The sequence below is a fragment of the Dyadobacter sp. SRI_021 genome (genome assembly GCF_057586235.1).
This window is the reverse complement of sequence record NZ_JBYCZM010000006.1, coordinates 472,079-484,355: the sequence shown is the minus strand read 5'-3', so window position 1 is coordinate 484,355 and position 12,277 is coordinate 472,079. Positions and strand designations below refer to the sequence as shown.

General features: G+C 43.4%; 13 protein-coding genes and 1 pseudogene. 10 read left to right on the top strand and 4 right to left on the bottom strand.

All coding sequences use genetic code 11. The features are described from left to right. Positions 1-174: 174 nt before the first annotated feature. From AC2YIT_RS21035 to AC2YIT_RS21015, 5 genes are all read left to right on the top strand, one after another. Positions 175-867: an ATP-grasp domain-containing protein gene (locus AC2YIT_RS21035; RefSeq protein WP_487280480.1), complete on the top strand. Its 693-nt coding sequence runs from the start codon at positions 175-177 to the stop codon at positions 865-867. 3 nt (positions 868-870) lie between these two features. Beyond that, positions 871-1,668 carry a hypothetical protein gene (locus tag AC2YIT_RS21030; protein ID WP_487280479.1) on the top strand — a complete coding sequence of 266 codons (798 nt, stop codon included), beginning with the start codon at positions 871-873 and terminating at the stop codon, positions 1,666-1,668. An 83-nt stretch (positions 1,669-1,751) separates the two neighbouring features. Then, positions 1,752-4,301 carry a TIR domain-containing protein gene (locus tag AC2YIT_RS21025; protein ID WP_487280478.1) on the top strand — a complete coding sequence of 850 codons (2,550 nt, stop codon included), beginning with the start codon at positions 1,752-1,754 and terminating at the stop codon, positions 4,299-4,301. Between the two features lie 252 nt (positions 4,302-4,553). Next, positions 4,554-4,916, top strand: a complete 363-nt coding sequence (locus AC2YIT_RS21020; RefSeq protein ID WP_487280477.1) for a TIR domain-containing protein — start codon at positions 4,554-4,556, stop codon at positions 4,914-4,916. Between the two features lie 10 nt (positions 4,917-4,926). After that, positions 4,927-5,901, top strand: coding sequence for a caspase family protein (locus AC2YIT_RS21015; protein ID WP_487280476.1), 975 nt, complete (start codon positions 4,927-4,929; stop codon positions 5,899-5,901). A 193-nt stretch (positions 5,902-6,094) separates the two neighbouring features. Here the strand turns inward: AC2YIT_RS21015 and AC2YIT_RS21010 are convergent. The 3 genes and pseudogenes from AC2YIT_RS21010 to AC2YIT_RS21000 all read right to left on the bottom strand — a co-directional run bounded on the left by AC2YIT_RS21010 (position 6,095) and on the right by AC2YIT_RS21000 (position 7,495). Further along, positions 6,095-6,472, bottom strand: a pseudogene (locus AC2YIT_RS21010) (DUF2200 domain-containing protein). Positions 6,473-6,712: 240 nt separating this feature from the next. After that, positions 6,713-7,195 carry a VOC family protein gene (locus AC2YIT_RS21005; RefSeq protein ID WP_487280475.1) on the bottom strand — a complete coding sequence of 161 codons (483 nt, stop codon included), beginning with the start codon at positions 7,193-7,195 and terminating at the stop codon, positions 6,713-6,715. A 39-nt stretch (positions 7,196-7,234) separates the two neighbouring features. Then, the gene (locus tag AC2YIT_RS21000) at positions 7,235-7,495 is read right to left on the bottom strand and encodes a DUF6965 family protein (RefSeq protein WP_487280474.1); all 261 of its coding nucleotides are present in this window, start codon (positions 7,493-7,495) and stop codon (positions 7,235-7,237) included. Positions 7,496-8,313: 818 nt separating this feature from the next. On the opposite strand from AC2YIT_RS21000, the gene AC2YIT_RS20995 reads away from it, so the two are divergent. The 3 genes from AC2YIT_RS20995 to AC2YIT_RS20985 are packed head-to-tail and all read left to right on the top strand — an operon-like array spanning position 8,314 to position 10,736. Continuing rightward, on the top strand, positions 8,314-9,528 hold the full coding sequence (locus tag AC2YIT_RS20995) for a hypothetical protein (RefSeq protein WP_487280473.1): 1,215 nt from the start codon (positions 8,314-8,316) through the stop codon (positions 9,526-9,528). Next, positions 9,510-10,268: a class II glutamine amidotransferase gene (locus tag AC2YIT_RS20990; protein WP_487280472.1), complete on the top strand. Its 759-nt coding sequence runs from the start codon at positions 9,510-9,512 to the stop codon at positions 10,266-10,268. Before AC2YIT_RS20995 ends, AC2YIT_RS20990 begins: the two co-directional genes overlap by 19 nt. Positions 10,269-10,325: 57 nt before the next feature. Further along, positions 10,326-10,736 (top strand): hypothetical protein, encoded by a 411-nt coding sequence (locus AC2YIT_RS20985; protein WP_487280471.1) that lies wholly within the window; start codon positions 10,326-10,328, stop codon positions 10,734-10,736. A gap of 67 nt (positions 10,737-10,803) precedes the next feature. Here AC2YIT_RS20985 and AC2YIT_RS20980 read toward each other — a convergent pair whose 3' ends face one another. Next, positions 10,804-10,872: a hypothetical protein gene (locus AC2YIT_RS20980; RefSeq protein ID WP_487280545.1), complete on the bottom strand. Its 69-nt coding sequence runs from the start codon at positions 10,870-10,872 to the stop codon at positions 10,804-10,806. Between the two features lie 8 nt (positions 10,873-10,880). Here AC2YIT_RS20980 and AC2YIT_RS20975 point away from each other — a divergent pair, with 8 nt between their 5' ends. Together AC2YIT_RS20975 and AC2YIT_RS20970 are read left to right on the top strand one after the other, a co-directional pair. Continuing rightward, the gene (locus AC2YIT_RS20975) at positions 10,881-11,018 is read left to right on the top strand and encodes a hypothetical protein (protein ID WP_487280470.1); all 138 of its coding nucleotides are present in this window, start codon (positions 10,881-10,883) and stop codon (positions 11,016-11,018) included. 66 nt (positions 11,019-11,084) lie between these two features. Then, a complete protein-coding gene (locus AC2YIT_RS20970; protein ID WP_487280469.1) occupies positions 11,085-11,873 on the top strand; it encodes a hypothetical protein in 789 nt (262 codons plus the stop codon). The last annotated feature ends 404 nt before the right edge of the window (positions 11,874-12,277 follow it).

Sequence of the window (12,277 nt, the reverse complement as noted above, 5' to 3'; positions counted from 1 at the left end):
AACATCCTAAATAAAAGGAAAATTGAATATCGGCGCCTTAACTGTGAGGATATCCTGCAAATAGACTGCAAAATACAGTTAGGTACTGGGCAACACTTTTCCTTGCTTGGATGCGACAGAATACATGCCGTATGGTTCAGAAGGACCAAATTGCCCGATTTAGGCTCACTATCCATGTCGCAGAGACTCTATGTCCTTCATGAGACTGAGGGCCTGATCGGCAATCTGTTCGAGATAATAGACGCCCACTGGTTAAGTTTGCCTAACGCAGTTTATAGAGCAGAAAATAAGCTCCTTCAGCTGAAAATGGCGAGACAGCTGGGCTTCACGATACCCGATACCCTCGTATCCAATTCCAAGCACGATGTAACAACATTTTTTTCCGAGCACAACTCGACAATTGTTAAACCACTAGCTCAAACCCGACTGGATGAACAAGGTCATGCCCATTTTATTTTCACCAGCGCAGTTTCTGCTAACCATATCCAGACGCTCGACGAATACGATCTGACACCTTGTATTTTTCAGGAAGAAATTGAAAAGGATTACGAAATTCGAGTAACAGTAGTGGGTACAAAGGCGTTTTCTGCGGCGGTGTACTCTCAGGATGACGAAGAAACCCGTATTGACTGGCGAAGAAAAAAGCTAAAATTTGAACGCGCCACCATACCACCGGAACTTGAAGCGAAATGTATCTCCCTTGTTGACCATCTCGGTTTACAATTTGGCGCGATCGACATTATCAAAGGAAAAGACGGTCGGTATGTCTTCCTCGAAATTAATCCGAACGGTCAGTGGGTGTGGATAGAGATGGACACCGGTCTTCCAATTTCAGAAGCGATTATTGAAAACTTGTTGCAAAGATAAGGTATGAGAAAAATTCTGAATCATTTTGGCATACGATATCAACACCCTGAATCAGCCCCATATGACTACAACTATAAGGACTATTCTGGCAATGCATTAACCGACGGTGAGTTGGTTCAGGCACATCGGGATTTCCTCAAATCTTTGGAGGATGAGGAAGTTAAGCGCCTTGAAGTGCTGGAATCCAAAACGTCGCAGATGGTTTCGCAAACGGGTATTATTTTCTCGCTCCTAAGCCTCTTTGTACCACTGTTGATTGAAAAGGCCGAAGACCTGGCATTATGTCTAAAAGTAGCATTCTCCTTTCTCTTAACCTTGTCTTTTGTCTTTTACATACTTGCCATACGAAATGCCCTCAAAAATTTCGACATAAAGAACTTCATCTACTCAAAGCCCTCGCCGGGAAATGTGCTCAAATACCAGGACAAACCCAAGGCTGAGTTTCTGGCCATTGAAGTTCGCGATCTGCTTTATAGCATTAATCAAAACACAGCAACAAACAACAAAAAGGCAACAAATCTTATACATTCATACAACTCATTCAGAGCGGGAAATTTGGTTGTCGCTATGCTGGTTATTTCGTTCTGCGTCTCCTTTCTCCTTTTCTCAGCCGGGAAGAAGAAAGCAAATGAAGTGCACATGATAAAAGTCGAAAGTATTGACTCGTTGGGGCCCGAAGTCATCAAGCAGTTAAAAGTGAATTTAACCCAGCCTAAACCAAACGTGACTGTAAAAGGTAGCGTTGCAACACCACCGCGTAATGACAGTACTAAACATCAGGAGGGACGAAATACCCGCTAAATGAACTATGAGATGGGCATCGCCATTCAGCATCAATCTAAGTCCGAGGCAAACCAAGCACAACAATTTGAATATCCACTTTCATGAAGACATTTATCTCACATACCCATCAAGACAAACAACTTGCAACCGATATAGCTGGCAGATTTACGGGCGAAAACGTCTGGTTTGATACGTGGAACATGGATTCAGGGGATATCATTCTCAATGAGATTGAACGGGGCATCGACGAAGCTAAGAACTTTTTATTGATACTGTCTAGAAATTCAGCTAAAAGTGACTGGGTTAAGTATGAACTTAACATGGGCATCCTGAAGTACCTTAAAGAGGAGGATTACCGGATAATCGTCGCGAAAGTTGACGACGTTGAGGTGCCCTTAAAACTCCAAGCATTCCATTATATTGATGTATCCAGAGCAACAGACCCTGCGGCTGTCATTTTCGCTCAAATAACCAAAATACATTCTTCGACCAGTCCAAGCTATAAGCGTCAGTTTGTTAATCGAAATCATGAAATCGGTTCAATCGAAGATGCATTGTATGACAATGACATAAAATTCATTTCCATAATCGGTCTGTATGGTATTGGGAAAAAATCGCTTCTCAGAGAAGCATTGAAGAGGGTGGTTAGTAACTCTCGCATGGTAGAATTGACACTCTCCACCGCCCATTTTGGTTCAAGGTTGACGTTAGAGCTCTGCTCGAGGGCTGGAATTGAGCTTCCGCCCGACGGAGCGAGCAAGGAGATTCTTCGGAATTCCAACATTATGGCTGTTGAAACAATCTTAGGCAGAAATGATTTTCTAGTTCTAAACAAAATTGAAACGCTGCTAAGTGACGAAGGGGATCTTCAAGATGATATTAGGGAGCTCATTGACCATTTCAAGGACGTAGATATTTTACGGAAAGTACCAATCTTTTTACTCTCGACAAGATGGCCCAACTTCAGATTCATCCCCAAAACCGATCATTCCGTTATCAGAATAAATGGTTTAACCGATAAACATCTGACTAACGTCATTAGCTCAGAAATCAGCAGAATAGACCCGGCCGCCCACTATCCAGTAGAGAAAATAAGCTCGATTGCTGCCCTATTACACGGCTATCCTCTGGCAGCAAAATTGGCTGCCCCGCTCGTTGTCAAATATGGAACAGACTATCTTTCTGCCGATTTTCGCCTGCTCCAAAAGCTCAAAATAGATATAGCTGAAGAAATAATTTCAAAGGTTCAAATTACCGACAACGAAACCGCGATTCTCGAAGTACTTGCGATTTTTGGACATCAACTTAAAGCAAAATTAATCTCGTCCGTCACGGAACTTGATGAAGATTCACTTTCCAAATCGATTGAAAATCTCGTGTCACTAAATCTTTTATCCTCCGACGGGAAAGGGTTGCTGTTACATCCCCTTATCAGCGACTATTATCATAAAGCCGCGAGGGGTAACGGGAAATTTCAAGTATATGCTGAGCAGCTTTCGAATCTGTCAATTGAGATATTCAAATCTCTGAAACCGACTGATATTGAGTATGTATATTGGCTGACAAATGCGTGCAGAATGCTCTTCTACTGTAATCGCCTTAGCGAAGCACACCTGTTACGAAGTGATCTAATAGGTGAATTAAAAGATGCCGCTATCAAACTCTATCATGATTTGGAATACGGACGATCACTGGAGCTATGTAACGAATTTCTTGCTACCGTGCCAAAAGATAAAGACATCTTATTTATAAAGGCGAGGTGTCTATCCAGAATGGGCATAAGGGAAGATTCAATTCTAATTCTAAAAGAACTTCTCACAAATGAATCAAATAGATATTTGAAGGCAAAATTCAATTTTGCTCTTGGCAGGACAATCATCGAAAACAGTCAAAGGGAAGACAAGAGAGATTCAGATCTTGCCAAAAGGTATCTTTTGAAATCCATTAGTCTTAATGAACATGAAAGTGCACTTCAAAGTCTGGGAGAGCTTCTTTTACGTGAAGAGAACTATGCAGAAGCCGAATCATTTATCGAAAGAAAGTTGGATTTGTCTCCGGCGGACCCATTCGCTCTCAGTGTCTATTCCGAAATTTTATGGCAAACAAACCGAAAGGCTGAAGCTATAGAAAAGATAACAGACGCACTTCGATACAAACCGAACAGTGCAAATTTCAATTTCCGCGCCGGCAGATTTCTTCTGGAATCTGACCGCCCACTTGCCGCCTACGGATTTTTCACAAAAGCTGTTAATAACGATGAGACCTATCTAGATGCTCGGCTTTCACTGTGCGATGCCTGTGTTAAACTTGACCGCTTTGAAGAGGCGAAAGGTCATTTAGCATATTTAAAAAGTAGGGTAAAAAAAGACAAACAGGCAATTCTCGACACCATAAGTGCAGGTTATTATTTAAAAGTTGGGGAGATTATGGAAGCCGAAAATGCCGCGGATCGTGCTTTGAGATCCGAACGAAACGTAGTTACTTTGGGCCTAATGGCTAAAATACTTCTTCATAAATCGCGACAAAATAAGCAAAAAGGGCTAACCCTAATATCAGAGTCAGACAAACAGAGGGCAAACGAGTTAATTAAAGAAGGACTCGAGTTAGACGGCGCAAACACTCAGCTCAACTCAATGCTAAGTCAGACTTGAAAGCCCTGATTTAAATTTAAAAGAAGTCGTATCAATAAATTATATAATGGAAGAAGAGCAGCATTTATACATTCTTCGATCCTAAGTCATCCACAAATTCAGTTTTGCACCTTTTCAAAGTGGATTTTATTCTACAAACGGCCATTAAATCACAGATACACAATAGCACCGCTCAATAATAAAAACCTGGACGCCAATTGAAAATAATTAATTTTACATATCAACTCTCCAATATTGTTAAACACTTTTCCTATGAAAACTATTTTTATTGCATTTGCAATTGAAGACGAGCGGCAAAGAGACTTCCTTAAAGCCCACACCAAATTGCCGCACTGCCCGTTTGAGTATATCGACATGTCCGTTAAGGAGGCCTATGACTCGGATTGGAAGAATAAGGTACGTACTAGGATCAAACGGTCTGACGGTATTATCGCTTTAATCAGTAAACATTCACTGAGCTCCTCTGGTCAGAAATGGGAGATTGAATGTGCCCGAGAGGAAAGGAAGCCGATTCTTGGTATCTGGGCATATTCTGAGGACCGGACAGCTGTAAGCGGGGTCAACACAAAGTCATGGTCCTGGGATACTATTCAAAATTTCATAGCTAATCTCTAAATTTTCCGTTATGAAGGTGGCTCTAATCATTGGAATAGATTATTATCCGCATTTGACTAACTTATTTGGATGCGTTAACGACGCCTATGGTGTAAAAACAATTCTTGAGCGGAATGATGGAGGTAGCGTCAATTTCGATTGCAAATTGCTTACCGCAACAGCGAAAAACAGCGCAATTGATCGCCTTGAATTAAAAGATGCCATTCACGACTTGTTTCAGAAACAAGCAGAAATAGCTTTGCTATACTTTGCCGGTCATGGACATATCGAAGCCACAGGCGGTTATATTTTAGGCAGTGACGCCAGGCGAGGTGACGAGGGATTGAACCTTTCGGAGATACTGACCTTGGCAAACAATTCTCCGGCTAGGAATAAAATAATTATTCTCGACAGCTGTCACTCCGGTATCGCTGGTAATCCCCCTGGGCAAAACGACCTTGCAACTCTTTCTGAGGGTCTGACAATATTAACAGCTTCATCTGCGGAGCAATACGCATCCGAAGAAGATGGAAGTGGAATCTTTACAACTTTGCTTGTAGATGCGCTCAGCGGCAGTGCTGCAAATTTAATGGGCGACATTACTCCTGGAAGTATTTATGCACATATAGATCAATCATTGGGAGGCTGGGAACAAAGACCCGTTTTCAAAACCAATGTAAGATCCTTTGTCTCTCTAAGGCAAGTTTCACCCGCTATTTCAATAGAGGACATTCGTCAGATAGCGGAACTGTTTCCAAATCCCGGGTTTGAATTTCAGCTCGACCCCAGCTATGAACCTCAAAATGAGGGCCGAACCGCAGAAATGCCTCTTCCGGACGACGATCATACAAGGCAGTTTGCTATTCTCCAGAAATTCAACCGGCTTAACCTTGTTAAACCTCACGGAGCTCAACACATGTGGCATGCAGCGATGGGTAGTAAATCATGCAAATTGACCGCCTTGGGAGAACACTACCGGCGCCTGGTTGTAAAAAATCGAATATAAACTTCTCTTGTGGCGAGGAGAAGGATTTATCTGAACAAGAAAGAGATGCGGTCACAATATTTTGATTTACACTCATTTACAAAATGAGTAATCTTTTCTCAAGCGATGAACTGTAAATTCGCATGTGGTCTATACGATCACATGCGAATTTCCTTTTGCCCTAATTTAACGCGGCATACTTTGTACGGTCTTCTTACCTGGTTACCTGTGAGCCACGTAGAATCTTCTCCATTTTTTACCTTTCGCCAGTTCATCTACCAACTTGTACAAATACGTGACGCGTTGAGTCAAAGCGTCCTTGATATCCTCCACACGGTAGCCACAAATCACTCCGATAATCAGATATGCATTTGGGTTCAACGAAGCATGTTGGAAGAATGCCTCAAAAGTTACTTTCTCCTCTATTAGTTTCTGCTGCTTAGTGCTATCGAAGCCAGTCAACCATTGTATAATCTGATTCAATTCTTCCTTTGTTCTGCCCTTTTTCTCCACCTTTGCCACGTACACCGGATAAATCGAGGCAAAAGTTATCTTTGCTAATACGCTAGTCATGTGCATTGGAACTGTTCATATCGATTTATTTTAGGGTTTAGTCCTTTACTTGTACTCTGGTCGTAAACCACGGCATGATCACTCTGTCATAGTAGAAAATGTCCCGGTTTCATCAAAATAACGTGGAACGATCTTTAAGACTTACCTTCAATTAGCTGCGCTAAATAAGAGTTGTTCACACGCTAAAATCCAAACGATAGAGGATCAACCCATCAGGCTTGAGCCCTATCGGCTGTTGGGGATACTTTCCCCTTTCGGCCTACGCTTCTCCGAGAGGGTGACCGATCTCCCAGATATGCCCGAACGGATCTTTTAGTTTTCCAATCTTCCAGAATTCTTCTGTTCTGACTGGGCATATCTCTATGGCCCCGGCAGCCAAAGCCCCAGCGAAAACCAGGTCGGGGTCGGCGACTGTCAGAATAAAACGGACGGGGCTAGCGCCGATTGTCTTGGCGCTGTAATTATCAAATTCCGGCTCTTCGTCACCCAACCAGAATTCGTTTCTATCAATCGCCAATTTCGCAATTACTCTTTCCCCTTCATATCTCTCTAGTTCCACCGCCCCAAAAGCTGCAATGTAAAATTTAATGGCAGCAGTCGCGTCATTGACTACCAAAAACGGGGTAAAACCGATTTGTCCATCCATTTTGTTGTGCGCATCATTTATATATACCCAATCGATTGAACAGGGGAACAGTATCTCTACCATCGACAACCGTACGGAAAAAAGGTAGAACGTCATATAAATATAATAAAGCTACCGCATGATTGTATACCGTCGCTATTGTCCCGGTGTGCTGACCAACTGATTTTTTACGGCTTGTTCCAATTGCAGCAACCGCTTCAGTGGCGGGTTAAACCAGTGTTTGGGGTTAAAGCTTGCTGCAGCAGCCAGTTCCAATTTGATGAACGTTGGAATGTCCCGGACAGTCATCGCTCCTTCTTTCCATTCTTTGAACAATATAGGTGTAGTTTCAAAAAATGCTTTCAGCCGTGCTATCTCGGCTACTGCTTCCGGATGCTGTATTTCTTGTTTGAGCATATTGCAAAGGTAATCAAGCCCTAAACAAGTGCGAGAGTCAAAAACCCTCTGCCCAGTTCCATTCCGTTGGCTGTACTGTGAGCGCTCTCCGTTTACTGAATATCCTTCGCCGCTGTCATGCACATTCGAAAGGCACTCTTACCTATTATAACGGATCGCGTCTGTGCGTTACCGTTAGCTGACGGCAAAGCTTGTATTAACCTGTCGCGACGAGTGGAACAAAGCGCCCAAACTTGTCTCAGATAGCAGGTCCTAACCTGATTTCCCCGGGGCATTCCCTTCGCTCAAACCCACCAAGTTTCCCGGATTGATCGCCACCGTCCTGTGCCGGCATTCCTTGTCCGCTACTTCCTGTTTCAATGCATCAAGCAAATATACTTCCTGGCGCCGAGCGTCCGAAAGTCTGCACCGGCGCTCTGGCGCCGGCTTGCCGTGGGTTTGAATAAAAAAATCTCCACCTATTGGTTTTTGCCCCTTCGGGGAGTGCCATGTGGGTAGTATTTTTTACCCAAAACTTTCTCCCGCCTCTGCCAGTAAGGTTCATTGCACCTGTTTGAAAAAGGCTGCCAGCGGCCATTTCAGACCGGCCACAATGACGGATGGCTTAGCAACCGAGTTGTTCCAGTGGTGCGTTTCCTGAGCGAATGGGTTGCCCGAAAAGCAAATAGCTAAGTACGTGCTCGGTATCTGAGACAGCGGGTTGGTCGACTTGTCCCAACAGTTCGCTACCGGATCAAAAATCAGCGTCTGCCGGTATGCTGCCGGCACTGATGAGATCCAGCAGATCGAAACGCTACACACTCTTCAAAAATTGGCTTATGGACAGAGAGCTATTGTCACTCGTAAGAACAAGTATTTCAGACGGGTACTTGCCCGAAAACTGGCACGAGAATAAAGACGATGTCATCCAAACTTACACCGGGTATTTATCCTTATCAAATGATTGCGTCCTGGTCGAGAGCGACTACTATCACCAGGAGAAGGATTCAGATGAGTACGTATTTGATAAAGTTGACCAGGAACACATCTTATACAGTAACTGTATAAGGGTTCTTTGTGGCTTAGAAAAATACTTTTATACCCATGAAAACCACAGGCGAGACTATTTCCTGCACAGAAATGAGTACTATGACGAAGATGGCCTGCAAACTTATGATCTGGTACGGATGGTTGACGGAAGCATCGTCAGCCGCGACGACGTCTATTATTGGGAATCGGACGGAGAATACCACTGGGACCCGGAGGATAACGATGAGTTATGGACATATCACGAAGGGCCATGCCCTCCGGATTATCGGAAGGATCAGGTGAGCCCCGGCATAGGTTTTGAAATAGAAAAAGGCGGAACCCCGGAATTCTGTGGATTTTACAACAAGTATGACCTGTTCGATGAAACAGGTTGTGTTATGGAAGAAGACGGCTCTGTAGACTGGGAGCTGAAAACCCCGGTTTACCCATTATTCTCCGAGCGGATAGAAAATAAATGGCTACTTCAAATTGAACAGGCCATCAACTCCGATAACCATAACGATGCCGGAGGACACATCCATCTTTCACTGCCTCCCAAACCAGGATGGCAACTGTTCGACTACTGCCGGCCATACCTTCCACTGTTCATGTCGATGTATCCCAACAGACTTGAAAGCAATTACTGCAAAGGCAAACCGGAACTTCAACTAAAGCGGAATGGTGAAAAACACCAGGCTATAAAAATCTGGGACAACAGGATAGAACTTAGGTTCCCGGCTAAGGTCTACGATATGAAGGCCCTGGTCTTCCGGTTAAACTTCTGCCGGCTAATGATTGAAAAGGATTACAAAAATATCCTTTCAGCCACACTGGCTGCCTTCGATAAAAACACGAAACTGTCCAAACTGGTCATGGAAGTGTATCAACGGAAAGAATTGGACCTGCTTACAAGAGTGATACATGTTGCAAAAAAATACTTCAATACGGACCTGCTGAAGGAAAAGACTATAGAAACCCTGCTTAAAAACCTTAAAACTAAAGAATCATGTGCATCGCAATCTTAAACCTGGAACACACTATCGACGAAAAAACATTCGCCACCTGTTGGGAGAATAATCCTGACGGCGGCGGGCTGGCCTATATTGGGCACCGTCAGTTGAAGATCATTAAAGAAATGGATTCGGTCGATAGGATGTACCGCAATTACGCTGATATAAGAAAACATAACGATCTTCCAATGATCGTCCATTTCAGAGTAGCGACTTCCGGAAAGATAGATGAAGACAACTGCCACCCATTCGAAGTTAACCCAGAGATCGTAATGGCCCACAATGGCATATTGGAAAATGTTACGCCTTCGCCGACAATGAGCGATACCAGGGTCTTTATAAAAGAAGTGCTCGCGGGTCTACCCGAGGGCTTTCTGTGGAACCACGGCATCCATCGGTTATTGAGCGGGTTCATAGGCACCTCGAAATTGGTGTTCCTTGATAGGTATGGCATGTACCGCATTGTCAATGAAAATCTGGGCCATTGGGATAAACATCACACAAACTGGTTCTCTAATTATTCCTATGAAATGCCAGATCAGAGTACGCGATATTGGGACAAAAAACACCAGAAGGGACAATTTGCTCCTTCCCTCCATCACCGGAATCACTCGCTTTGGATGGATGATCAGTGGGGTATGTGTCAAAGCTGCGAAAATTGGGTTGAATACACCGAGCTCAGTCATGACAACTACTTGGACGTTATTATCTGTCATGATTGTCAACGCTACTACTATCAGAGTCATCAGCCTTAGCTCCGCATTCTTTCACATTCCCGCCCATCCATTTAATCAACGCTTAAATACACAACAATGGCACCAGGCTATCACATGTTTTACGCCAACGTCGAGGGCAGTCGCCGCCAGGCCTCAAATGACCGAACCACCTACTTCCTCGGGGGATTCAAAGGTGATCACTTTGCCGATGACCACTTCAAACAAAAAATGGATCGGATTCAGCGGATTCTTACCAGATGCTACGGAATTTCCGGCTATTCGTATCATTGGGTTCCCCTGAATATCAAACCGTATAAGCCCAGGACAAAACAGCAGCGATACGACACCGCTGTAAAGAAAGCGGCCAAAAAACACTCGCAAAAAATCGATGAGATAAGACGATCGGCAACATTGTTTGCCGATCACTTCATCAGGGAAGAAGAAGATAGGCTGTCGGTCCGTACGGCGCTCCTGAAAGAACGATATGGGATTCGAGCTATAGGATAAGGGATAAGTCAGGCGAGTCCCTAGCTCATCCCCTATCAACCACCGGCGCAAGCCAGCGCAATTTGTTTCAACAAACAGTGACCACTACTTTTCCGATCGCCTTCCCTGTCTCCGCATAGCGGTGGGCTTCCGCGATCTGGTCCCATGGGAAACGCGATCAACCAGCGGGATGATTTTCTGTTGTTCCACCAGTTCGCTTGCTATGGTTTGGAGTTGATGTCCGTAAACCAGAACGAGCAAATGCCCGCTATTGAGCATGCCATGAAAGTCGTGTATATTTGATTAAGCAGAAGATTTGTCAATGCATGTGTTGTAGGGAAAGATTGAATACCCAATCATAACAGAATTATGAAAAATGAAAACGTAAAGGAAATAGGAGTTTCAATAGCCAAATCCATCTTTTCTTCGATTCCTTATGCAGGCCAGGTCTTGAACGAAGTAGCCTTTGATTATAGAAGCAGGATCAAGCAAAATAGACTAAATCGATTTACAGAACTTCTGGCCGATTTTTTTAAAGATGCACAGCATATCGACCTCGACCAGCTAAAAACGGAAGAATTTAGTGATCTTTTTGAATCTGTGTTGAAAAAGGTCACTCAAACAAAATCTGAAAGCAAATACAGACGGTTCAGGGATATATTGCTTAGGGAAATACTTTATCCAGAAAATAATATTGATAGCGCTGAAATCTATCTCGAATTGGTCGTGAGCCTGTCAGAAATCGACATTATTATCCTAAATCAGCATAGGTATTTTGGCAATGAATACCAACAACAGCAGGATAAATATCATGAAAATCTTGGCGAGCTTGTATTAAGTAGGGAGAGGCTTCAAAAAGAGCGCGAGAATTCTGAAAAGGGATATCCAAATAATGTCACCTTTTATGAACAAAAAGTCCTTCGAATCGAACAGGAAATTGCCTTTTTTGAAGCTCTGAAGGAACAATTGGAAAAATACAGATCGAATAGTTTCTACAATATTACAGAAAGTGATTTCCTCTACAGCAAACAGGTATTGTATTCTAAGGGCTTATTGATAGATTCTGGCATTGGAGGAATTGATACCAAGGCCTTTGATCGCATGTCAATTACCGATTTTGGAAAAGAGTTCATTTCGTTTATCGCTGCTGCTCAGTAATCCAGCATATTCCGCACCAGGAAAAATATCGCCAGTTTCTTATGCCGCTGGTAGATGCTCCGAGTGTCTGGCGTCCGTCGCCATTGTAGTACCTCAATTCCGATTGAGCTTGCTGATTTTCTCAAATAATCCGTACCTTTACAAAGCACAAAAAAGAAGCTCTTCAAAACAATTCAAATCAAGTCAAAGAAAATGGGACCCCATCTGGGACCCCGATTTTTTGAACCTTCGAAATAAAGCCATAGGCGCGCATTTCATAAAGATTACGTAATCCCAGCGGGATCACTGAAAGCGCCTCAAAGGGCGCTTTTTTGTTTCAAATTGTTCTGAAAATCAGCTTGTTTCAAAATTTTTGAGTCATTCCTGATCAAAGTAACCTATCCGATTCGGTTACCGTTTCGGTT